The sequence below is a fragment of the Halodesulfovibrio sp. genome (assembly GCF_025210605.1).
Lineage (GTDB): Bacteria > Desulfobacterota > Desulfovibrionia > Desulfovibrionales > Desulfovibrionaceae > Halodesulfovibrio.
The window spans coordinates 46,727-71,306 of record NZ_JAOARI010000014.1; the positions used below are offsets into that span (position 1 = coordinate 46,727).

19 protein-coding genes are annotated in these 24,580 nt (G+C 44.8%); 15 read left to right on the forward strand and 4 right to left on the reverse strand.

All coding sequences use genetic code 11. From position 1 onward, the window contains the following. The first annotated feature begins 63 nt into the window (after nucleotides 1–63). Together N4A56_RS05205 and N4A56_RS05210 are read left to right on the forward strand one after the other, a co-directional pair. Nucleotides 64–2,202, forward strand: coding sequence for a methyl-accepting chemotaxis protein (locus N4A56_RS05205; protein ID WP_295545519.1), 2,139 nt, complete (start codon nucleotides 64–66; stop codon nucleotides 2,200–2,202). Nucleotides 2,203–2,996: 794 nt separating this feature from the next. Next, complete coding sequence (locus N4A56_RS05210; protein WP_295545521.1) at nucleotides 2,997–4,622, forward strand: BCCT family transporter; 1,626 nt, start codon at nucleotides 2,997–2,999, stop codon at nucleotides 4,620–4,622. Between the two features lie 542 nt (nucleotides 4,623–5,164). On the opposite strand, the gene N4A56_RS05215 is transcribed toward N4A56_RS05210, so the two are convergent. Next, the gene (locus N4A56_RS05215; protein ID WP_295545522.1) at nucleotides 5,165–6,157 is read right to left on the reverse strand and encodes a DMT family transporter; all 993 of its coding nucleotides are present in this window, start codon (nucleotides 6,155–6,157) and stop codon (nucleotides 5,165–5,167) included. A 1,064-nt stretch (nucleotides 6,158–7,221) separates the two neighbouring features. Between N4A56_RS05215 and N4A56_RS05220 the strand changes: the two genes are divergently transcribed. From N4A56_RS05220 to lipA, 5 genes are all read left to right on the forward strand, one after another. Beyond that, nucleotides 7,222–7,650 carry an OsmC family protein gene (locus N4A56_RS05220; protein WP_293671114.1) on the forward strand — a complete coding sequence of 143 codons (429 nt, stop codon included), beginning with the start codon at nucleotides 7,222–7,224 and terminating at the stop codon, nucleotides 7,648–7,650. Between the two features lie 40 nt (nucleotides 7,651–7,690). Continuing rightward, a complete protein-coding gene (lpdA, locus tag N4A56_RS05225; RefSeq protein ID WP_293671112.1) occupies nucleotides 7,691–9,115 on the forward strand; it encodes a dihydrolipoyl dehydrogenase in 1,425 nt (474 codons plus the stop codon). A gap of 44 nt (nucleotides 9,116–9,159) precedes the next feature. Beyond that, on the forward strand, nucleotides 9,160–9,546 hold the full coding sequence (gene gcvH / locus N4A56_RS05230; RefSeq protein ID WP_293671111.1) for a glycine cleavage system protein GcvH: 387 nt from the start codon (nucleotides 9,160–9,162) through the stop codon (nucleotides 9,544–9,546). Nucleotides 9,547–9,683: 137 nt separating this feature from the next. After that, nucleotides 9,684–10,328 carry a lipoyl(octanoyl) transferase LipB gene (lipB, locus tag N4A56_RS05235; protein ID WP_293671109.1) on the forward strand — a complete coding sequence of 215 codons (645 nt, stop codon included), beginning with the start codon at nucleotides 9,684–9,686 and terminating at the stop codon, nucleotides 10,326–10,328. After that, the gene (lipA, locus tag N4A56_RS05240; RefSeq protein WP_295545526.1) at nucleotides 10,270–11,163 is read left to right on the forward strand and encodes a lipoyl synthase; all 894 of its coding nucleotides are present in this window, start codon (nucleotides 10,270–10,272) and stop codon (nucleotides 11,161–11,163) included. The genes lipB and lipA overlap by 59 nt, the downstream gene beginning before the upstream one ends. A gap of 255 nt (nucleotides 11,164–11,418) precedes the next feature. Here lipA and N4A56_RS05245 read toward each other — a convergent pair whose 3' ends face one another. The 3 genes from N4A56_RS05245 to N4A56_RS05255 form a co-directional block, all read right to left on the reverse strand. Next, complete coding sequence (locus N4A56_RS05245) at nucleotides 11,419–12,897, reverse strand: sigma 54-interacting transcriptional regulator (RefSeq protein WP_295545527.1); 1,479 nt, start codon at nucleotides 12,895–12,897, stop codon at nucleotides 11,419–11,421. Nucleotides 12,898–13,190: 293 nt separating this feature from the next. After that, a complete protein-coding gene (locus N4A56_RS05250) occupies nucleotides 13,191–13,772 on the reverse strand; it encodes a hypothetical protein (protein ID WP_293671103.1) in 582 nt (193 codons plus the stop codon). A gap of 101 nt (nucleotides 13,773–13,873) precedes the next feature. Continuing rightward, entirely contained in the window at nucleotides 13,874–15,763 is a 1,890-nt protein-coding gene (locus N4A56_RS05255; RefSeq protein WP_295545529.1) for an alkaline phosphatase family protein, read from the reverse strand. A gap of 1,445 nt (nucleotides 15,764–17,208) precedes the next feature. Here N4A56_RS05255 and N4A56_RS05260 point away from each other — a divergent pair. The 8 genes from N4A56_RS05260 to N4A56_RS05295 all read left to right on the forward strand — a co-directional run bounded on the left by N4A56_RS05260 (nucleotide 17,209) and on the right by N4A56_RS05295 (nucleotide 24,566). After that, a complete protein-coding gene (locus tag N4A56_RS05260) occupies nucleotides 17,209–18,027 on the forward strand; it encodes a DUF3450 domain-containing protein (protein ID WP_295545531.1) in 819 nt (272 codons plus the stop codon). Nucleotide 18,028: 1 nt separating this feature from the next. Then, nucleotides 18,029–19,438, forward strand: coding sequence for a MotA/TolQ/ExbB proton channel family protein (locus N4A56_RS05265; RefSeq protein ID WP_295545533.1), 1,410 nt, complete (start codon nucleotides 18,029–18,031; stop codon nucleotides 19,436–19,438). 2 nt (nucleotides 19,439–19,440) lie between these two features. Continuing rightward, complete coding sequence (locus N4A56_RS05270) at nucleotides 19,441–20,079, forward strand: MotA/TolQ/ExbB proton channel family protein (RefSeq protein WP_293671095.1); 639 nt, start codon at nucleotides 19,441–19,443, stop codon at nucleotides 20,077–20,079. After that, nucleotides 20,072–20,482: a biopolymer transporter ExbD gene (locus N4A56_RS05275; RefSeq protein ID WP_293671094.1), complete on the forward strand. Its 411-nt coding sequence runs from the start codon at nucleotides 20,072–20,074 to the stop codon at nucleotides 20,480–20,482. The genes N4A56_RS05270 and N4A56_RS05275 overlap by 8 nt, the downstream gene beginning before the upstream one ends. Next, nucleotides 20,479–21,123, forward strand: coding sequence for an energy transducer TonB (locus tag N4A56_RS05280; protein WP_295545535.1), 645 nt, complete (start codon nucleotides 20,479–20,481; stop codon nucleotides 21,121–21,123). Before N4A56_RS05275 ends, N4A56_RS05280 begins: the two co-directional genes overlap by 4 nt. Continuing rightward, nucleotides 21,111–22,334, forward strand: a complete 1,224-nt coding sequence (locus N4A56_RS05285) for a tetratricopeptide repeat protein (protein WP_295545537.1) — start codon at nucleotides 21,111–21,113, stop codon at nucleotides 22,332–22,334. Before N4A56_RS05280 ends, N4A56_RS05285 begins: the two co-directional genes overlap by 13 nt. A 364-nt stretch (nucleotides 22,335–22,698) precedes the next feature. Further along, complete coding sequence (locus N4A56_RS05290; RefSeq protein WP_293671091.1) at nucleotides 22,699–23,499, forward strand: class I SAM-dependent methyltransferase; 801 nt, start codon at nucleotides 22,699–22,701, stop codon at nucleotides 23,497–23,499. A 287-nt stretch (nucleotides 23,500–23,786) separates the two neighbouring features. Continuing rightward, a complete protein-coding gene (locus N4A56_RS05295) occupies nucleotides 23,787–24,566 on the forward strand; it encodes a class I SAM-dependent methyltransferase (RefSeq protein WP_295545538.1) in 780 nt (259 codons plus the stop codon). Nucleotides 24,567–24,580 lie beyond the last annotated feature (14 nt).

A 24,580-nucleotide genomic window follows, 5' to 3' on the forward strand; every position in this document is an offset into this window, starting at 1 on the left:
TTTGCTTAATCACTATATATTACATGTCTTTTCAACACATCACGATTGTAGATAGGATCAATCATGCATTTTACATCCTTAAAACCGAAACTGATTTTCTCAATCTCTATTCTCTTCACCATCTTCCTCAGCGGACTTGTCGCCGGAACAACATACTACTCGCGCTTGTTCGCTATTGATGATGCTATGGTTTTTGCTGAAGAAACAGCAACAGCACAATCGTTACGCATTAAACAAGAATTTGAAACTGGGTTTTCCGCAGCACGATCTCTGGCTGTTACGTTAGCAGGCTTACGAGCTAAAGGCATAATGCCGACACGTGATCAGGCAACCGAAATGCAACATCAGTTAGTCAAAAAAAACGAGCAGTTTTTTGGCATCTGGTCTGTATGGGAGCCGAATGCGTATAATGGAGACGACTCCAAATATACGTCAGGCACGGATCACTCAGGCTCCGAAGGACGCTTTATTCCATATTGGAACAAAACCAAGGGATATCTTTCACTATACCCATGTAAGTCGTATCGTGACCACGAAAACTCTGCATGGTACACTCACCCGCGCAACACACGCCGTGAAATAGCAACAAACGTAGTAGAGTATCATCCTGTCGGCAGAACAATTAAAGTAACCTCTCTAGCCGTTCCTATTATGGTAAACGGAAAAGCTCTCGGCGTAATCGGCACTGACTTATCAGCTGACTTTTTAAGCACAATCGTTGACTCCATCGAAGCCTTCGATGGTCAGGCAACATTAACTATCATTGCCCCTAATGGTAATGTTCAGGCGCGAACAAATACACCGGACGCCCTTCATAAACCATACAGCGAATACGTTGAGGATGCTTCCAGCCTTCTTTCACAAGTATCATCCGGTCAGGCTGTTACCTCCACTACCAATGACACAATCCGTGTTCTCGTTCCAATGCAGCCGGGTAACACAATAGAAAAGTGGGCAGTAGCGCTTTCCATTCCAAAGCAAGTCGTACTTGCACCAGTTGACACAATGACAATGGGACTCATCGCAGGTTCAGTACTTGCGTTCCTCATCGCGATTTTGTTCATCTACAAACTGTCCTCTGTCATTGCTAACCCGATCATTCATACTTCACAGACAGTTGCAGCGTTAGCCTCTGGCAACCTTGAAGCCCGATGCTCTGTTCAGTCCAAGGATGAAATCGGCACAATGCAAGATGCCGTAAACAACCTTGGCGAAACGCTTGAGCGCAACGAGCAGCGCTTCAAAACGAACATGGAAGAAATCCAAACGCACTCTGCCGAAGCAAGAGAAGCAATGGTTGCAGCAGAGAAGGCACAACAAGAAGCAGAGCACGCGCACAGAAGCGGTCAGCTTACAGCCGCAGAACAGCTCGGAACTGTGGTTGAGACCTTAGGACATGTTTCTCGAGAGCTTTATGAACAGATTACATCTACCGCGAGTGATGTAACCATTCAAAGTGAGCGTAACCGCGAACTTGGCACTGCCATGGAAGAAATGAACTGCACAATTCTTGAAGTTGCTAAAAATACAAATGAAGCCGCTACAAACTCTGACAAGGTTTACGAAGAAGCTACGTCAGGGATGAAAGGTATCAGCGAATCAATTGCAACCGTGCAAGATGTTCATTCTCACACAGAGCAGCTCAAACAAGAAATGAACGTTCTCGGCAAAGAAGTAGCCGCCATTAGTGAAATTATGAACGTTATTAATGACATTGCAGACCAGACAAACCTCCTTGCACTCAACGCAGCAATTGAGGCTGCTCGAGCAGGTGATGCAGGTCGTGGATTTGCAGTTGTAGCAGATGAAGTTCGTAAACTTGCAGAACACACCATGAGTGCAACAAATCAGGTAAGTTCAGCTATCGAAAACATCCAAACAAGCACAAACACAAACGTTGCATTGATGAACACAACCATCGACGTGGTAAGCAATGCGACAAAAAGCATTAAAGAATCTGGAAGCACATTTGATTTGATTATGAACAGCGTGACAACCGCATCGGCACAGGTTCGCGCAATTGCAACAGCCACAACGCAGCAATCCGCCGCGAGTGAAGAGATCAATCAGTCCATCGGAGAAATCAACAACATCTCCGCAGCAACATCCTTACGCATGGATGAAGCACAAAAAGCTATGGACAACCTGACATCACTTTCTAATCAACTGAAAGAGATGATTGCAACTCTCCAGTCCGCTTAACCACTTTTTTCTGCAACGCCCTTCGGTAACACAAGGGCGTTGCAGAAAATTTTCACCACCCCTCGCCATCGTCCAAATTCGCTTAGCACCCCCCCCATGCGGCAACAGCGACCTTATCTTGGTCAACCTTCCTACAGTCACAACCGCTGCCTGCGATTTAGATTACCATACCACGAGTTGCCTTTGCACTGTGCCTCATGCGTATGCAGCCCCTAAGCTGACCACGGTAAAAGAACCCGACCGTGCGAGTTAGTCTCTCTTCACGCCCAAATGCTACATAAAAATAATTGCATTCCTCAGATTACGTTTTATTTTCTCATATCGTTGATAGTACGTTCCCGCAGGGGAAATGCTGTAAAGTCAACTCAACACTCCAATATAGCAGCTAATAAATAGTCTCCCCACGCCATACCTAGCCCTTCAGTTCCTACATTCTATGCTTTTCAAACAAGCACCGAGCGTTAACAAACTTTAACAAAAAAAGCAGACAGAGATGTCTCTTCTGCGACACTATTGTCTATTCAGTAATACGTTATATTTATTATTTATAATGATTATATAGTGTCATTTTTGTCACATATCCATCTCTCCCCTCCTTTCTTGAATTTAGTCCAGCTACCGGATAGTGCTAGCTTCAACAATTTGTGGCGTAAAATCTAAATGTGAAAAATGGCACAAATAATGCTTAGAACTAGCCGTCAGACCCAACTCCAAAACGACTAATTTTTTACGCTGCGCCGCACAGCTAACATTTCAAACACGGCGCTCCTGGCACGTTCAACCAAGGAGAAAAAATGGAACAACCTAACAGCACCTCTTCAAGTGACCTCAGACCGGATTATAAAATCCTTATCCCAACCTCACTTGTTATTTTAGGTGTTTGCATCCCATTCGTCTTATACCCAGATCAAAGCCAAGGCATCCTGAAAACAATCTTCAGCATGCTGACAACATACACAGGCTCCGCTTTCTTGTGGATCACCCTTTCTTTTGTTGGACTTGCGCTTTATTTAATTTTCTCAAAATACGGTAACATCAAGTTTGGTGAGCCAGACGAAAAACCAGCATTTTCCGACATGTCCTGGATTGCTATGATGTTCTGTACCGGTGTAGCTGGTGCTGTAATGTACTGGTCAGTAGCGGAACCGCTCTTTGACCTTGCTTACCCGCCAATGCACGCTGAACCTTTCTCTAAAGAAGCATACGAGTGGGCAACTACATATGTACTGTTCCACTGGGGACCACTCACTTGGTCCTGGTATGTAGTTTGTGCTATTCCTATCTGCTACATGTACTACAAACGCAAAAAACCTGTTCTGCGTATTAGTACTGCATGTGAAGAAATTCTTGGCGATCGCGTTAACGGCCCTCTCGGCTCCGCTATCGACTCCTTCTTCTGCATTGGTCTTGTTGCATCCAACGCTGCAGTAATGGCTATTTCTGTTCCAATTATCGCATTCTCCCTCTCCGAAACCTTTGGTATTGAGCCTTCCATTGGTCTCCAGCTCATCGTACTCGCTACAAGTACAGTAATTTTCAGTGCCAGTGTTGCTGCAGGTCTGGAAAAAGGTATTGCTAACCTTAGTTACGTAAACCTTATTATTGCTATTGCACTCATTTGTTTTGCTTTTGTTGTTGGTCCTACAACCTACATTGTAGATAACTTCACAAACGCATTTGGCGTAATGGTTAACAACTTCTTCCACATGTCCCTGTGGACTGACCCACACACCAGTGGCTCCTTCCCTCAGGACTGGACAGTGTTCTACGCACTCTGGATGGCAAGCTACGGTCCGTTCATGGGTCTGTTCATCGCACGTATCTCCCGAGGCAGAACTGTACGTCAGATCGTGACTATGGGTCTTATCTTCGGCATGCTCGGCGGCTGGCTCATCCACGGCGTTTTCGGCGGCTACACACTTAACCTCCAGCTCACCGGCGCTCTTGATGCAGTAGGCATCCTTAAAGAGTTCGGTCCTGCTATGGCAGTTGTTAAAGTACTCAGCAGCCTCCCTGGTGGTGTTCTCATTCTGCTCGCATACTGCGTATTCTCAACAATCTTCCTCGCAACTTCTGTTGACTCTGCTGCATATGCTCTCTCCACTGCTTGTACCCGTAAGCTCGGCATCGGCGACCACCCAACCGTTGGTCACCGTTTCTTCTGGGCTTTCCTCCAGGCGATCCTTCCTGCTTCCATGCTCTTCATTGGCGGTATCGCTCCAATGAAAACATTTGCGAACGTTTCAGGCGCGTTGATGATCTTCGTTATCATCCCTATGGTTCTTTCTCTCTTTAAAATGCTTAAAGACGAAGACCCTATTCGCTTAAAATACCCTGAAATCGCAGATAAGCTTGAACGATTAGATAAAATTGAAGAAACCCTTGCTGAATCCTCCAAGGACTTCAAAAAAGCTAGCTAATCATTCATAAAGCACAACACACTATAGAAAGCCCGCAGACACTAGTCTGCGGGCTTTTTTGCTATATACGGTAGATAGACGCCTCTAAACTATTTCCACCTCACAATTTGCCTACCGCTCAATTTTCTTCTAACTACTTTTTCTACACCAAGAGGGCTAGCCTCTAAACGCACACAACAGCCGTTCTAAGCCTGCGTCTCAAACGCGCTCATGAACTCCCATAACGCATCCTAAACAAAGCCGGTGTACTCTATAAACATGCCTTTACAGTGGGTAGATGTATGCACTACCGACACGAAGAAATTCTGCTATCAAGCTTTGCCACAACAATGATGCCACCTTTCTAAGAAACAACCCTTTCCATAAAAATATCTAGACGTTCTCCCACAAAAAATGCCCCCCTTCTAAGCAATATAGAAGGGGGGCTTGTGCAACAAAGCATAAGCAAAATGTAAGAATTAAATTCGCATATGAAATAAAGTAAACTATGCCAAAAGTAACATTAAAAAGAACATGCTTACATGCTGCACACGGGCATTTTTTTATACATGTTGAGAAGCAGGTGTGTGATGCACTCCTGCCATTTCTTCCTCTTGTACTTCCTGAGGCGTCTGCTTTTTAGGGCTACCAGACATCATGGAGAGCAGAATACCTGCAAAGATTACAGCACCACCGTAAAGCTGTGTTTCAGAAACTGGCTCGCCTAAGAAAATGTACGCGAGGAAACCACTTGCTAACGGAATTACATAGTAAAATTGGGTAGTGCGTGTTGCGCCAATAATTTCAACCGCCAAGTTCCAGAAGAAGTAACACAGAATGGATGCACCAATGGCTAAGTATGTCAAAATCATCCACATATTGCTTGTCACTTCAACCATTTCAACACCTGTGTACACATCCCACAAGAAAATCGGGAAGAGGAAAGCAACACCAAGAATAAACATGGAACCAAGGAGTGCAAGCTGGCTAATTTTTTCACTCACAACTTTTACAGTAGAGTTGTAGATAGCAGACATCACGCAGGTACAAATAACGAACAGGTCACCTCGTCCAAACTGAATGTTGGCCAACTGTGACAGATTTCCGTGTGTTACAAGATAGGCAACACCAATCATGCTGATAACGCACCCTACATATGTAGCCAGAGTGCTTTTTTCACCAATAAATACTCGGGCAACCACAGCAGTGAGCAGCGGTGACAACGTTGAGATGAGCGCAATATTCAGTGCAGAAGTTGTCTGACCAGCAATAAATAAGAATAAATCAAATAAGGTAAGACCAAGCAAAGCGAGAGCACAAAGAGTTACAAAGTGCTTTTTCAGCAAATGACGTTCTCTCCACATTGGTTTTGCAACAAACGGGAGAACAATCAATGTAGCAAGCGTCCAGCGATACAGGTTGAGCATAGAAGGTGGCATAACATCACCCATAGCTCTTGCTGCTACAATATTTCCTGAAAAGTTGGCGATCGCCAATATTATGTAGCAGTACCCTGCTACTTTACCTTTTAATATATTTTGGAAGCGGTCTAGCATTGTCACAACTTCTTCTTGTTAAATAATGCACTAATAGGTTGAGCTAGCGCCGCTTGCGGCATCTCAACGTCCACTTAGAAATTTAAGCCCCCGGCCCCCCGGGGGCTTCGTCAGAACAAGTAAGAGCCTTCTCCACCAACCAAAGTGGAGTGCTAACAAGACAGCTCACTTCTCCAAACTCTCTCCGCTGCTCTATGAGCACAGAGCGTGCCAGTCGCACTATCGATGTAACCACTTGTTTTTAAAGACTTTATTATGAAACCCAAATCGGACACAAAAAAAAGCGACACAAAGGTCGCCTTTTATTCCTAATCTTAACTTTTGCTATTTTTTATCAGCTAGTTACAAAACATGTCATTCTTGTCGTCAATCGCACCCCAAATGTCACATACATCTCGAGAACATTGCTACCACACCTGACGATATACAACTTTTCTTCCGCGTATATCAGTAATTCCCTTCAAGCACCCTCCACAGTTACATATTTGCTTAAGAAAAAAAGAACGAGCTACACCTCAAAGCACATCAAAAAATAGTAACTAGCTGCAATACAACATTAAACAATGGTATTTAGTTACGACTATATCATACTATTACGTGAACATATCACGAACAAAGCTTCCTACAACTAATGTCACTTGTGCCAATCTTCTCGATATAACTCCGAATCCGTGCTTTTGAGGACGCATTTCCTATGCCCATCAAAGCCTTGCAGCAGCACCCTGAGGACAAATATGTCACCTCATATAACACATTAAAATACAACGTATTAGAATCAAAGACCCGCACAGCACCCTTACAAAGTATCGTACTGCGACCACAAGCGACACCAATGTCGCAATACTTTTATCAACTTGATTTTTAACATTTTTTAATCACCACACCTCACAATACAGTGACATTTACGTCGCCCCATACGCTTTACCAAAGCTCCCCTTACGGTAATGCTCTCCTTTATCAGGCTAAACATCCCCTTACTTACTGCAATTAATTACTTTGGCATGGAGCATGCTAATTGGGATTGACGGACAAGCTTGTCCAAATAATCACGAGGGAGAAGAGAAATGGCAGAAGTCATCGTTTCATACAATAAAGAAGGCGAAAAACGCACCATCGACACACAGTCTAAAATTCTTGGTGAATTAGACATCAACTTTGATGGTATTCCAGAAGACGAGCGTGGCGGCACAGCAAAACAGCTGCTGGCTTCTTCAGCACTTTACTGTTTCTGTGGTGCTCTTGGTAAAGCACTGGAAACACGCGGTGCTAAATATGACCGTATTCATGGTACTGCTACCCTTGAAACCGGTGTTGATGAAAAGAAACGTGCTCGCGTTGTCGGCATTACTCTTGATGTTACAGTATACATGGATGAAGACTACGACTTCATTTTTGATCGTGTTGAAAAAATTATGCAGAAAGGTTGTCTTGTTACTGCTTCCCTGCATGACGCATTCCCTATGACCTACAAGCTGCACCACGAATGCGACTAGCGTTGTAATTCAGCAATAGCGTTAGCAAACAGGAGAAACTATGCCATCCATCACGATCATTGGCTCAGGACCGGGCGGACACATCGCTGCTTTTGAAGCCGCACGCCGTGGAGCCGAAGTTACTCTGGTTGAAAAGACTGATGTTGGAGGAACCTGCCTCAATACTGGTTGTATTCCTACCAAAACACTCAAGTCTTCAGCCGAAGCATTAGAAACCGCTGGTAAACTTGCTCAGTTCGGCATTGCCGCTGAAGCAGGCACCGAAAAAGTTTCTTTCAAAGCAGATATGCCTGCTGTCATCGCACGTAAAGAACGTGTGAGAAAAGTACTCAGCGGTGGTCTGGAGAAGACCTGCGCTTCTCTCAACATCCGCCTTATCCGTGGTGCTGCCGAACTGGCAGGAGACACTACAGTACGTGTTCACACCGCAGAAGGTACAGAAGAAGTCAAAAGCGACAACATTATTCTCGCTACCGGCTCCAGCACTCTGGACCTGCCTTCTCTGCCTGTTGACCACAAGCATATCATTAACAGTGACGATGCACTGAACCTCGACCATGTTCCTAACCGTATGGTTATTGTAGGTGGCGGTGTTATCGGATGTGAACTGGCGTTTATTTACCGTGCTTTCGGCGCACAAGTTACCATTGTAGAAGGTCTGGATCGTCTGCTTCCTATCCCTTCTGTTGATGAAGACATGAGCCGCCTGTTGCAGCGTGAAGCGAAAAAACACCGTATTAAGGTTGAACTCGCTAAAACCGTTAAAAGCGCTACCGTGGTAGACGGCAAAGTTTCCTGTGTGCTCGGACCTTCTCCTTTTGTTGAAGGTGCTACTGGAGAAGACACAACCATCGAAGCAGACGTTGTTCTGGTTGCTGTTGGTCGAACTCCAAACATTGAAGGTCTCAACCTTGATGCCGCAGGTGTTGAAGCTGACAACCGTGGCTGGATTAAAGCCGATGAAGGTATGCGTACCTCTGCTAAAGGAATTTACGCTATCGGCGATGCTCTTGGTCCTGCACGTATCATGCTTGCACATGTAGCTTCTGCTGAAGGTCTTTGCGCTGTTGCAAACTGTTTTGGCGAAGACAAAACACTTGATTACAGCGTTATCCCTGCTGGAATTTTCACCTCCCCTGAAATCGGAACAGTCGGTCTTTCTGAAACAGATGCTATCAGCAAAGGCTTCGAAGTTCGTTCTCAGGTATTCCAGTTCCGCGAACTGGGTAAAGCACAGGCAATGGGCGAACTGCCTGGCATGTTCAAATTAATCTGTGAAAAAGAAAGCGGCAAAATTCTTGGCGTGCACATCGCCGGTGCTCATGCGACCGACCTTATTGCAGAAGCAGCATTAGCTATCGAAAAAGGTCTTACCGCAGCCGATCTTGCTCACACTATTCACGCGCACCCAACCCTTGCTGAAGGCCTGTACGAGGTCGCGGAAGGCTGGCTTCGGGGCTGCTAGCCCCTGTTTTGCGCCAACAAAACAGTATATAAAAAGGATTTAAAATGAGCGAACTTACTTTTCCAGAAGATATTCTTTACCATCCAGAACACACTTGGGTACGCATTGCCGACGACAACACAGCAGTTGTAGGCATCACTGATTTTGCACAGGAGCAGCTTGGCGAAGTTGCTTTTGTTGACCTTCCAGAAATCGGTTCAACTTTCGCAGCTGGCGACGAGTTCGGCACCGTTGAATCCATCAAAGCTGTAAGCAGCCTTCACATGCCTATCGCAGGCACTGTTACCGCAATTAACGAAGCTCTCGAAGATGAGCCTTCTGACGTTAACACTGCTCCTTACGGCGACGCATGGATGATCCGCATCACAGTTGATGCAGATGCTGACAAATCCCAGCTGCTTGATTCTGAAAAATACGCATCCCAGCTGTAGTAGCCAAGGAATACTGTCGCATACCCCACGACAGTGACTACTGCTGCTAACCAACAAGCTTTGCACCTGAGCGGCTTCGTACTTATGAAGCCGCTCTTTTTACCAACTTTAATCGCAACGTTGCTTTCATAAAACCAATGCAGATTATCGACCTTGGACAAATTCGATACAAAGACGCCGAACGCATCCAAATGGAGCGCCTTGACGCTGTCGTAACGGGTGCAGAGCAAACACTCTACCTGCTGGAACACGATCCGGTTATCACCTTCGGGAGAAACGGTGGTCGTGAAAATCTGCACGTCAGCGACGAGCACCTCAGTGCAGCTGGCATTGACCTTGTGCATTCCTCCCGCGGCGGAAACATTACCTGCCATTTCCCCGGTCAGCTTGTGGCATACCCTATATTTCGAATTGCCAAGCGTCCTGGAGGCATGCGCCAATTCTTTAATGATCTGGAAGAAATTGTTATCCGCACCGCCAGTGACTTTGGAGTAACGGCAACAAGGCAAGACGGTCGCCCCGGTGTGTGGGTAGAAAACCGTAAGATATGCTCAATCGGTATCGGCATGAAAAAATGGACAAGCTACCACGGGCTGGCACTCAACGTACAGCGCGATGTGGAACTATTCCGAATGATTACCCTTTGCGGATTAGCCGACGCAGAACCTTCATCCCTTGCCCAAGAACTTAATCGCGACGAACTGCCTATGCAGGAGGTCAAAGATGTCCTCACAAGACACTTCCAAACCATATTTACGCATTCCACCGTGGCTCAAGGTTAAAATTCCTTGTAATAAAACCTACAGTGCCACACACGATCTGGTACAAGACCTGAATTTACATACAGTCTGTCAGAGCGCCAAATGTCCCAACATGTTTGAGTGCTTTTCTGAGCATACTGCAACTTTTCTCATCATGGGCGACACCTGTACCCGAACCTGTGCCTTCTGCAACATAGAAAGCGGGACTCTTGCATCGCTCGACCCTACGGAACCTAACCGCGTAGCTGAGGCATCAAAGCGTCTAGCCCTCAAACACGTTGTCGTAACATCAGTCACCCGCGATGACCTTGAAGATGGCGGTGCAGCCCACTTTGCCGCCACCATTCGAGCCATTCGTACGCAGCAGCCTGATTCCACTATTGAAGTTCTTATTCCCGATTTTAAAGGAGATGAGGACGCACTGAATGCAGTTATTGCTGCAAGTCCGGATATCATTAACCACAATGTGGAAACCCCGCCTGTGCACTATGCAGAAATCCGCCCACAAGCGGACTACCAGCAAAGTCTGGAACTGCTGAAGCGGGTTAATCAAGCCGGATGCGTTGCCAAGTCAGGACTTATGGTCGGTCTTGGTGAAACGGATGACGAAGTACGAGGCGTTATTGATGACCTTGCCGCCATTAACTGCGACATCGTAACCATCGGACAATATATGCGTCCTTCAATGAAACACCCAGCCGTAGAGCGCTATGTTCATCCTGATGTGTTCGAAGAGTATGCACAGTACGGTAAATCCAAAGGGATTCCTCACGTATTCAGTGCCCCATTAGTACGGTCATCGTACAATGCTGCACTGTTTGCGGAAACTTGTAAAAAACGTAATCCTTCCCAATAGTAACGTCTGTTTTTTGCAAATAATTCGTGCATTCTCCTACTCATCTTGCACGAATGAGAGTTAATACTCTCAAAAAAAGAAACGACCAGTTTTTTTCTGAAGCCCTGCATGGAGCATCATGAAAAACTGGTCGTTTCTTTGTACTAACCGTTTAACCTGAACAATATTTTCCATATAGTATTTCAAGGAAAATATTTCGTCACGGCAAAATTTTTTACATCAACAGCGTGCTGCTACCTTCACATACCATAGCAACTACATAGAATATTTTTTCAATTTCCGCTGCATAGTACGCATATTCAGTCCGAGATACTTAGCTGTCTGTCCTTTGCGCCAGTGGTTCTTTTCAAGAGCTTTCAGCATAAGGTGGCGCTCCACAGCCTCCATGGCTTCTGTGAGTGTAGAATAGGCAGCAGCAGCTTCCAACGCATCATCCAAGTCCATAGAGCCTTTAGAAACCTGTGCTCCAAAATCACTCAAAATCACTTCACCAAACGTCAGGTAACGCTCAAGAACGTTTTGCAGCTCACGAACATTTCCCGGCCAGTGGTGGGTCTCAAACGCTGCACGAAGCTTAACAGGCAAACTCGGCACATCAGCATTCTTCCCTAAATAGCGGGACATAAATTCGGTAACCAGCAATGGCAGGTCTTCCAGACGATCACGAAGAGGCGGAACACGAATAGGTAGGACATGGAGGCGGAAGAAGAAGTCCGAGCGCATTGTGCCGTCTTTTACCATCTGGGCAAGATCACGGTTTGTTGCGGCAACAAGTCGGAACTGAGAGCGCTGTGGCTCACTTCCCCCCACAGGGGTGTATAATTTACTTTCGAGTGCACGGAGCAACTTAACCTGTAAAGACAGATCAATTTCCCCTACCTCGTCAAGGAAGAGTGTGCCGCCATCTGCTGCGGCAAGATAGCCTTTGCGGTTGCTTGTAGCACCGGAGAAAGCGCCCTTTTTGTGCCCAAAAAATTCACTTTCCATCAAGTTAGGAGGAATAGCACCGCAGTTAACAGCAACATATGCGCCGCTCACACCGCTATGCTCATGGATAGTCTGTGCAACGAGATCCTTACCGGTTCCAGTCTCACCTAAAATGATTACGTTAGCATTACTGTTGCCTGCTTTCAAAATCAGCTTAAAAACATCGCGCATACCCTGACTTTTGCCGATGATGCTCCCAAGCCTGAAGCGGTCTTCCATGAAGCCCTGAAGGCGATGGTTTTCCTGCAACAGTTCAAATTCGCGCATTTTTTGCGCGCTGATGTCAATAATAATGCCTTCGATATAGATAGGATTGCCTGCACTGTCGAAAACACATTCACCCTGATCTAAGACCCACTTACTGCCGTCATCATCCAGCGTGATACGGTAAAGCATCTTATAAGGACGCTTACCAAGAATCGCTTCTTCAAGTTCGCGACGCATAGACGGCAAATCTTCTGGATGTGCCATTAACTCAAGTACATTGGTGTTTTTAGCAACAAGCGCTTCCGGCGTAATGCCAAGAAGATCAATGCTGCCACGGCTAACAAATTCCAATGTATATTGATAATCTTCGCTGAGCGAACAGCGGTATGCTGTCCCCGGCAAATTGTTCAGCAAACGAGTTAATCGCCAGTGGCTTCCCAGTATATCCTCTTTTGGGGTAGCGCTGTTCAGTTCTCCCCTATCAAGCTCTACACTATCCGCAGGCTGATCGACATACTGCTCTTCGGTCTTAGTCTCCATAGTGTCTCTCCCAAACGCAAGTGCGACACTGTCGTCGCTTCTGGCAGGACAGATACGTCGCTTTTTCAAAAAGAACAAGTGCTTTTTTTCACATTACTCTTATTCTAAAAATCATTCATGCAGAACACGAATGATTTTAATGCAATAGCAACACATATCGCCAATTCTATTAGTCAAAATAGAATGTATATTCAGGGTATAAGAGTTTGTAGGCTTTCAAATAAGGAATCATACCCCATGGTTTTAACAAAGTTACAATCCATGGGGTATGGTACTACTTTCCTAATTTAGGATTATGCACAATCGTGCTTATCCCAAGGCTCGCGGCTGTCACGCTGCATTGCAACTTCCATACGTGCAATTGCGTCTTTGAGTTTGCCGATTTCTTTAGCTTTCATGTTAGGATCTTTAAGAGCCTGGTACAAAACGCCACCGATGCAATCAGCAGGAACTGGGAGGTCTGCTACGTAGCAGAAAGTTGCAACGAGGTCGCATACACAAGCAGCACGATCGATTGCGCCAGCTTTTTTGTTGATGCCAAGACCACCGAGGAACAGACCTTTGTCGGTTGCGATTGCAACGAGTGTGCGACGGTCAGCAGCTTCAGAAACGTGAGCCATTGCAGCTTCGAGAGCATCAGCATCAGCGTTGCCGAGTTCTACAACAACAAGAGCAGCACCGTCTTCGAGAGCTTTTGCAACGCCGTCAGCAGCAGCGTTTACAGCACCTTCGATTTTTGCAACTTCAGCAAGAACATTTTCATTTTTGAAAGAAGCGAGGGAACAAGCTTTTTTCATGAATTTTTCGAGTGCAGCACCTTTGCCAGCTACGTCTGCTTCACCGCAAGCGAGAAGAACTACTTTTTTTTCAGCCATTGTCTGTGTCTCCTGAATTTTCCAGAAATATTATTATATGAACAAGGTCTTGCAGCTGTTGCCAACGCAAGACCTTGTTAATTGTTCGATTTAGCTAGGTATTAGTTGTTGTGCTTTTCGAAGATCTGGTAGATTACCGCACCTTCGGTATCTGCTGGAACAGGGTTGCCTGTTGCGTGGCAGAAGGTAGGAACAACGTCAACCAACCAACGAGGACGTTCGTATACGAAGCCTTTTTTCACGCCAGGACCTTTCCAGAGCATGATGTTTTTGAGGGAACCACATCCGGATTCACCAGTAGGGAAGCCGTAACCGTGTTCAGCCATGTACTCAGGCTTGAGAACGTAAACAACGTCACCAGCCTGCTCGCCACCCATACCGAATACTTTAGCGTCTTCTTTAGGGATAGCACACATAACTGGGCGTTCGCCGGTTTCAGGGTGTTTGTAATCGTAAAGTGCATCGATGATCTGGTTACGAACTTTTTCGTAATCTTCATCCTCTACGATACCACCTGGGTATTTGGACTTCAGGTTAACGTAAACGAACATGTAACGCTGAGGAACAGCCAAAGATTTCTCAGGGATGAGGTCGTAGTTGAAACCTTCGGACTCGTCAAAGAATGCACTTGCATCGTCGTTAGAACGAGCTTCGTATGCACAAAGACCAGCCTGTTTGAGTGCTTCCGCAGTGTTGAGGATAGGACCCATTGGAGTTGCACCGTGGTCGGAGATGAGACATGTGAGAGCATCTTCAGGCATGTGATCCATCATGATACCGAGGAATTTGTCCTCGATCTGGTAGATAACACGTTCCATGTCGTATGCTTTCTTTTTCTCTTCTTCGTTGCCGTCTTCCATTTTGTCGAGGTAACCATGGTAGAACCAGTCAACAAGGTGGGAGTGCATGTAGAGAAGATCCCAATCAGGATGATCTTTCATGAGAGTTGTAAGAACTTCTGTGAGCCACTCGGAGTGGAACTGAGCAAGTTCGAGAACAGTTTCATCATCGATGATACCGTTAGCGAGAGCAACGAAGCCCATGTCGTTACCAAGAATGTTTTTGGTAAAGTCAACATTTTTCAGTGCATCGTCAGGAGCGCAGAAGCCGTGAGTGCCGTTGATGCCGGAAATGTAGAGTTTGAAATCTTCAGCGTCGTCAGAAAGTTCCATCAGTTTACAACGGAAGTAACCTTTCTCGATGCGACCGTCAGCAGCCATTGGGAAGTCGCCTTCAATAACGTCAGACCAGTCACGAAGTTTGATGGTGAAGAACGCTTTAGAGAAGTCTTTTTCAGGACAAAGAGCAAATACATCGTATCCGTCGTCGTCAGATTCCCATGTGAGACCGTACCATGTCTGTGGAGCAAGCTTTTCCATTGCATGTGCAAATTCCATAGGAATTACAATTTCTAATGGATCAGCATCTTCGATTTCTTCAGGAAGGTTTTTCCAGCCTTCAGCATCTTCAAAGCTAGCCTGTACACCGATTGGGTAGTAATCAGTAGAAACACAGGATTCAGCACAAAGGTGTTCTTTGTGCTCGTAGCCTTCGATCTGCCAACGGGATTCAGCAGCGGAAAGACCTTCGCCCTGAACCATTACACCGTTTTCGAGTTTGGAAGGCCAAGAAGTAGGGTAGTTAACTACCAGACATTTCTTGCCAGCTTTATCCCAAGCATCCCAAATAGTCTCAGCTTTGAGCATTTTAGAGCCAAATGCCTGTACACACTTGGAGAAGTGGAGGGATTCACCTTCGTTGTAGTAGTAGTAATCTTCTACACCGTGAGTACGAGGGTAAGCACCTGTACAAATGGAAGCCCAAGATGGAGGAGTAACTGTAGGCATGTTGTAGCCTTCAGTCATGTAAGAGCCTTCTGCCTTAAATTTCTTAAAGTTAGGCAGAGCGCCTTCTTCCATCAAAGCTTCAAGGCGCTTAGGAATAGCGCAGTCAAAACCGAGAAGTGCAATTCTTTTGGCTTCTGAAGTCATTTAATTTTTTCCTTTTTATCAACACGTTATAATGCAAACTCTTCATAAAAAAGCTGTAATCGCAACGACCTGCCCGAAAGGGGAACTTTTTTACGAAAAGCAGTAGATGGTCTTGTTCAAATCAGCGGTATAGCAACAAGCCAATATACTATTATAATATGCCAGTTACCCACACAGCTACTGCGAGTATCATGGGCGCAAGCATAAATACTCTTGCAAGTTCGTGTACTCTGACCGGTTCAAATTGAATATGGGAGTCAGACTTATTGTTAATGCTCCTCTCATCAGTAGTTCAGGGCAAACTAGTCTGATTTGGAGTAAAAACGGATACACGAATGCGTTTATAAAACCCCTATGAGCAATTTGTAGACCAAACTGAACAAAATGCTGAAATTCCCTATTCCCCTTGTGAAAAAAGAAGCAACGTACTCCAGACAGCCGAATCTAACACATGACACTCCTGTCGCCCTGCTGGCATAAATAGAAAATAGTCAGTATTATCAGTGCAAAAAATAAAGCGACACCCTTGTCGCTCCTGCGTGACAATTGTCGCGCCATTAGAACTAGTTCAATTATCGCCTTCAAAACACTTCGTGATAAAAAGCTCAATCGACATCTTTTCCAGACAAAAAGTCTTTATTCTCAAAGAATTTTCCACAAAAAACACATTATTTTCAAACAATTAACCTCAAAGATAATTTTTCACGAAAAAAACGAGTCGTGCACAAATATTCATCCCCCCACACAAGTAAACATCCATCAAGCATCACAGTACAATCCTCCACGGACTGCCCACCGACTTTCTTAAAAAATTACAATAGAAAACCAATCAAGTAGACACTCCAAAAACACTGCACCAGCAGCCAGCATGCCCTTCCTTCAAAGAAACAGCATAAATAAACTACGAACTCCGCCTTGAAGCTCATGGGATTTGAAAAAGAAAAAGAGAGAAAAAAGACAGGAGGTCATGAAGAGAAGGTACTAATACTATACTGCGACAATCCAGACCTGTTCTGAAAAGGTACAAGCGAATAACTCACTCAACCATCAGATATCTTGAAGAGTAGCCATCGAATATTACCTGCTATTGCTGATCTTCACACGCGCACTGTTTTTACAAAATACTATTGAGGCATAGCTCCTTTAAAAAACTATGGAGCAACTGCTATCAGCGCCTCAGCCGTTACAACTAGCTGTAACTTTCCAAAATATTTGATGAAAAAAAACATTATCTAACGGCTAACAGCTTGACAACCCGATCGTTATCTGATCTTTGATAATGAGTTTCATTTGCAAGCAACTGATATTCTTTAAACATAACTACCTCAAATACAAGAAATATCCTTATCGCTACCAAATGATTCATAAGTAGCAGCACAAATTATACCCATCAGACAATCTCGCCCAAAATCATAACCAGAACAGAAGTTATGCGGAGCCTTACTATGAAAAATCTTTCGTATTTCTCATTCATTGTAACCCTATGCCTGTTGCTTACGCCAAGAACACTATTAGCTTCAACCTCCACTGCTCAATCAATTGTGACCGATACCATTACCTCCGAGCAGAGGGCGCAAAAAAAAATAAGCGCTTGGCAGCAAAAGAAGCCTGCAATCATTGCAGAAATTCAACACAAACAATTGGAGCTGGACTGGCTCACCCATCAAAAAAATAAATATACCGCGTACGTTGCAACTATTGAAGATAACATTGCAGAGATGGAGCGACAAAACCAAGAGCTGGATACTATCGCTAACGCAGTATCGCCGTTGCTTCAATCGACACTGGATCACATTACTGCTTTTATCGATGAAGACATCCCTTTTCTTTCACAGGAAAGACAACAGCGTATTGCCTCAATAAAAAAAGTTTTAGCAGATCCACACGCCCCTCAAGCTGAACAACTCCGAAGGATGCTGGAAGTTTTAGAAATTGAAACAGCATATGGATCTGGAATTGAGCTGGAAGATGAAGAAGTCCTGCTAGGTGACAGCAAAATCCACACAACAACTCTCCGCGCTGGTAGACTGGGCTACTACTGCATTTCTCCAGACAAGGAAAAAGTTGGAATCTGGTCATCAGAACAGCAAAAATTTATTCCTATTGAAGGCGAAGCCGCTACTGCTGTTTTACAGCTACAACACATCGCCCATCGCAAACAGATCATTGAAGTCACACCATTACCACTAACAATCGCTGTTCAATCTAAACAAACAGACCCTACTGCTCTGGCAGTAAACACCACAGAGCAGGAGGAAAACTAATATGCGTTTATTCATCTCTTCTGTAGCAGCCATTATGTTGCTTTTTTCTTCTGCCCTAGCGTCTAACGCTGCAACGCCTTCTGAAACAAAATCAGATCAATGGGAAACGACCATTGCTACGCTCAGCAAATTAAAAAAAGATCATGCAAAAAGTGTAGCTTCTACCTTGCAACTTACGCAAAAAAACAAACAGGAGCTTACAGCCGAATTAACGAGTGTGAAACAAAAAGCTGTAAAAACAGATTCAGAAGTCCAACAGCTGATTTCGCAGTATGAAATGCTGCTAAAAAAAGAAGCAGCGTTAAAACAGAAACTTCAAAATAGACGTGAAGAAATCAAAACATTCGAAGGCACAGTGCGTACTGCTGCAAAGCTCATGCAGGACAGAGCCTCCACCAGCTTCCTGACCCAGCAACATCCAGAACGTTTGCAGGCATTCAAAACATTGCTGGCTTCGGGAAGAATGCCCGGATTAAGCGATCTTCAACACTTGATAGACATGTATTTCAAAGAGCTGCGCGCCACCGGAACACTTGCCCGATACGAAAGCTCAATTATCGCCCCAGACGGCAAAAAAATTACTGCTGAAATTTTCCGTACTGGTACTTCTTCAGCATTTTACCGAACTCCTTCCGATACATACGGCTTTCTGGAAGTTACCGGAAACGGAACAGAGGTGAAAAGCGTTGAAGCCCTGTCCTCCGAACTTACCTCAACAGTCGTTGATGCATTCGCAGGCAACCAGATTGTTCCACTCGATTTCAGCCACGGCGCAGCTTTTGTACGCCTTGTTGCCGACAGTGACATCTGGACAAAAATCAAAGATGGCGGGGTGCTCGTTTGGCCCATTCTCGGCATTGGAGTAATCGCACTGCTCTTGGCTCTTGAACGTTTTATAAATCTGGGGCGGATGAAGCGTACCTCTCCTGAAGAGCTTACTGAAATAATGGAGCTGGCAGAAAACAAAGACTGGACATCCTGCTATAAAAAACTTTCCAACAAAAACACACCTACCAAACGTGTTCTCTGGGCAACGTTGAAAAAATCTTCCGGCAGCCCCGCAGCTCTTGAAAAAGGTATGCAAGAAGCATTGATTTTTGAGCTCGGAAAGATGGAACGCTTCCTTCCTACCATGCAAACCCTTGCAGCAGTTGCTCCGCTTCTTGGACTGCTGGGTACTGTTACAGGTATGATTAATACATTCCAAGTCATTACATTGTTTGGCACGGGTGACCCACATATGCTTTCCGGCGGTATTTCCGAAGCACTGGTGACAACTCAGCTGGGACTTGCCGTAGCTATCCCAATTATGATGCTGCATCATGTGCTAAACAGCCGTGTAGACAGCCTCGCAAATGATATGGAGGAAAAGGGAACAGCCTTAATTGCCACAATTCTTAACGGGAGGTAACAATGACACTTTTACCTCAACTGACTGAGCAGCTCCATGCTGGTGGCACGGTTCTTATCCCGATTATCATCACCGGATTCGTTATGTGGTGGCTTATCATCAACAAGTTTTTCATCTTGATTCAGTTCAAAAAGAACGAGCGAAGTGCGTCGGAGCTTCAGACAAATCCACCACCAGCATGGCACTGGCAAAGCACACTCGCCGCCACCTACAAAAAATTACGCAGTCAGAATGACGAAACCAACAATGCTATTATGGCAACCATTGGTAACTCCTGTTGCGAAAACATGGCAAAAGGGCTGTCCACTATTGCCCTGCTTGTCACAGCAGCTCCGCTCATGGGCTTATTAGGCACTGTTACCGGCATGATAACAACGTTCACTACAATTGCAGAATTTGGAACGGGCAACGCCAGAGGACTGGCTGAAGGCATCTCCCAAGCTCTTATCACGACACAGGGGGGCTTGCTCGTAGCTATTCCCGGGTACGTAGCAATGGATTTTCTGCAACGCAGAGTCAACCGACTGCGCCAGCGTATTAACGCGTATCTTACCTACATCGACGCTGAGTTATTATCTGAACCGGAAGTAAATACAGCGCAACGGACGACAGCAGCCCATAGGAGTTCCACTCATGTCTAGCATACGTTCTCGGCGAGCACGTCGCCAGCAAAGTGAATTAAACATGACACCATTAATCGATATGGTATTCATTCTTCTTATTTTTTTTATTGTAACAACAAGTTTTGTTAAAGAGGCAGGAGTTGAAATAAACCGTCCTGTCGCAAATACGGCGGTTACAAATGAAAGTACCAGCCTGATTATTGGCATTACTGAAAGTAACGAAATCTGGATTGAAGGAAAAATCTATGACGTACGTTCCATTCGTGGGTATATGAACCGTTTTCTTGCAGAAACGCCTGAAGGTTCAGTCGTAATTGCAGCGGACCAAGAATGCAAAAGCGGTCTTCTTATCAAAGTGCTGGATGCATGCAGAGAAGCCGGGACTACAAATCTGAGCGTTGCTGCCAGGATTCCATCATGATCCGCCCACCGTTTTCCCGACTCCAATGGGTTTTGTCCTGTTTAATTGCAGCAGCATTTGCTGTTGTGTTGATTTTAGCTCCTTCTCTATTCAAGCAGGAAACCGAACCGAATAAAATAACACGATTTCGGACTACTGTTTCGTTACGTCAAATCCCACCGAAAGCAGAAGAGGAGGAACCGCCTCCCGAAGAAGAAAAAAAGCCTGAACCACCTGCGGAGGAACCGGTCGCAATTATGGAGCTTTCAACTCCACCAGTTTCTCCCGTACAACCAGATTTGCTGGATGTAGATATAGCAGCCAACCTTTCGCTAGCAGTTCCGGTCAATATTCCACGGCAGGTTGGCACACTTGGAATAGGGGATGTAGACGAAGCACCTATTCCAATATATACGCCGCCTCCACTCTATCCGGCCAGAGCAAAGAGACGAAGAATTGAGACAAACCTGCTTGTAAAAATGGTTATAAAAGCTGACGGTACAGTCGCAAAACCTCACATAGTTACAGGCGAACATCAGGAATTATTCAGCAGTGCTGCATTGCAGGCTGTTAAAAAATGGCGATTTAAGCCAGCCCGCTTACACGGAAAGGCTGTGGCGGTTCTGGTTTCATTGCCACTGGAGTTCACATGTACAAATTAATCGTAAGTTGCGCTCTATGTATAACGTTTTTTGCCGGACAAGCTTGTTTTGCAGCACCACGCGCCAATCCTGCCATACACAAGGCATACAAAGAGTTACAGGCAAATCATCCTAAGAAAGCACTGGAACTTCTGGAATCTACACTCGCAAGTTCAAGACCGAATGTATCTGCGATGGTTATTGCAGGTAACGCGTATATGGAGCTTGAAGAAACGCCAAAAGCATTGGCTCTCTACAAGCGTGGCACAAAACTTTATCCGCATGACACTCACCTTCTGCAAAACAAGGCTGTTGCTCTATACTATCTAGAACAGTTTGCAAAAGCAGGTGACTGCTTTCACCAGCTAAGCGATTTACAACGTACACCAAAAGGCAAACACCAAAAAAAAAGCGTAAAGAAAGCAGACCCAAGCTGGTACAACAGTCAATATCAAGCTGGCGTCTGCTATTACAAAGTATCAGATTACAAAAATGCTTTGACGATGCTGAACCCTCTTACAATGTATCCAGAGTACAAGGCTTTCTGCGATACCCATAGGCTTATTGCACATTCTTATATTGCGCAAAAAAAATGGAAAGAAGCCACGGCGATTCTTGTCAGCCTGTTAAAAAAAGAAGTTAGCAATAGAGATGCCTGGAAACTGCTTGCCGAGGTATATATTCAACGCGGAAAACTCAAAAAAGGTGCGGCGGCGCTACAAGTAGCGCATAGCCTGAAACCTGCAACTTCTGGTGAGTGTATGCGCCTTGCAAAAGTCTACTTGCAGGTTAATTCACCACTCCTTGCAGTTAAATCAATTAAGGCCTCGCCGGAGCCACTGACAGCAAAGCAACTAGAACTGCTTTCTATTGCACAAGAAAAGGGCGGTCACTTAGAGCGAGCCGCACAAGCAATTGAAAAAGCAATCAGCCTTGCTCCTTCCCCCAAGCGACATTTTGAGCTTGCCAAAATATACTTCCGAAATCAGCAGTACAGCAACGCCATACCTCACTTTGACAAAGCGGCTGCCAAGACTAAATATAAAGGACTGTCATACTACTTCCAAGGACAATGCTACCTTCAATTAAATCAATACGATAACGCAAAGAAACTGTTTCTTAAAGCCAAAAAATATAAAAAAGTACGACTTAGTGCAGCAAGCGGTATGATGCTCATCCAGCAAAAGGAAAAAATCCATAGCGAAGAAAAAGCATTAAAAAAGCATAGCTGACAGTCTTACTTATTAATTCTACGCTGTATCATTAGCAAAAAAGGACAGAACAATATCCTGTAAAGGAACATTGTTCTGTCCTTTTCTTTTTTGATTCATACAACATAACCTATTGTTATGAATATAGATCAATTTAGAACTGTCACGCTAAGAGGTATTCCGAACCATCGCTTTTCACCCCTATCTATTCCTAGTAGCCCCTCGGAACAACTATTCTATACTCAAAAGCAAATACCCTTTCCATTTCCCACTAAAAGAACTCCTTCCCTCGTTAGCCGAGCTTTTAGCAATCCTCTAAAACTCACCTATAGACGAAACAAAGTCTCCATCTGGATCACCATAACTCAAGAACTGGTTGTACTTTATGAACGATACTCAGCAAGCACCCAAAAAAAATACATCCCTCTTCCACTCAGGCGCTGCACAACTTTGGGACGTCATGTACGGCCCTGTTGCCACAGAAGAAGCAGAATTTGTTTGTGCCAAATGGGAAGAACATGCTCAACATATTCCTCAAAACGTTCTTGATATTGGCTGCGGTACTGGCCGCTATGTCATACCGTTAAGTAAAAAAGGATGGGATGTTACTGGAGTTGATTCAAGCGAATCAATGCTTGGAGTATTGCGACAAAAAGCAAAACGTCACCAAATTACTGCTGATGTAATTACTGAGGACTTTGCAGAAGCTGATATCACAAAGAAATTTGATCTGGCGATGGCTTTTTTTTCAATCATCTACATTTTGCCGGACAAGGAAATACTCTCGTTCTTGCAAAAAGTGCATCGCCTACTGAATCCTGATGGCTTATTCATATTCAATTTCTTTAATGCATATGAATTTTGGAATGCTGAAGGATGGGAATCCGATATGGCAAGGCTGTTCAAAGGCGGACATTTAAAAGTGGACTACACGAACAAGCCAGTCGACATGCTCAGGGGAGTTGCTGCCACAGAAGACTACAGGCAGTTCACGCATTCAGCACACGGTACGGCATATGATCTGAGCGTACGTCCAATTCGCTTCCATTCCCCAAACACTATCAAACTTTTTCTAAAGCGAGCAGGCTTTGCAGATATTACATTGCATGCAGGGTTTACCGCAAAAAAAATGGAAGGCGGCAATACCCGCTCTCCCATTATAGCTGTAACAGCTACCCGCCCTTAAGGGCACAAAAAGACATGAAGGCTAAAAGCCATCAATAATATTTCGGCGCATCTTTTTTAACATAACAAGGAGAACTGTTATGCAAGAAACAACTTACGATGAATACGAAGTAATTGACCTCGAAGATCTCGAAGAAATCAGCGTTCCTCTCCATTGCAACAACCTGTCTTCCGGAGAGTAATTGTAGCTAATTGGGACAACAATTAGCAAGGAACAACCTACTTTAAAACACGTAACCCAAAAAAGATGCGCCGATCTTTTTTCAAGAACTTTCAAGGGACAACAACATGGTTATTGAGCAACTTGACAGTACATTATCCGCAACAGCGGTTGAATTATGGAATGCCTGCTACGAAAAACATTTTGAAGCAGAACTTAACTTCTATCTTGAACAGGTTGTCCCTAAAAGTCCATTACAACCTTCTATTTTAAACATAAATTGTGGCACGGGACAGCTGTTATTCCCATTACTAGAAAAAGGTCACACGGTAGTCGGTCTGGAAACAGATAAAACCCTACTCCATGTCCTTCACAAAAAAGCTGCTAGCCAAAGCCATTCACTAGATGTTCGGACAGTTACCTTCGACGAGATCCCTCCTCAAGAAGCGTATTCAACTATCGTTGCACTCGATACCATTCAGAGCTTTTTGGACGAAAATGCCCTGCGCTCTTTTTTCAAACAGGCATTATCCCATCTTGCTCCAGAGGGGACTCTTCTGTTCAGCTTCGTGAATCCCTTTACTCTATGGAATTCCAAGCAGTGGGTAACAACTGAAGCATATACGTTTGATAACGGCTTCGGGCGAATTGAAACAACTATCACCCCGCAAGATCATCTCAACGGCACTGCCACTGTCCAAAAATACTGCATGGTAAAAGAAAAAGGAGCACCTTTTTTCGATTTCACCACAGAAACAAAGCGGTTTTACACGCTTACAGAATTGGTACTTCTGCTTGAAGATGTCGGTTTTACGAACATTAAAACCCACGCCGATTGCAATGCTGAACCAATCCACGACGAAACCAAGCAAGGGACAATGTTGTACACCATTGCGCAAAAGCCTTAGCTATAAGAGATTTC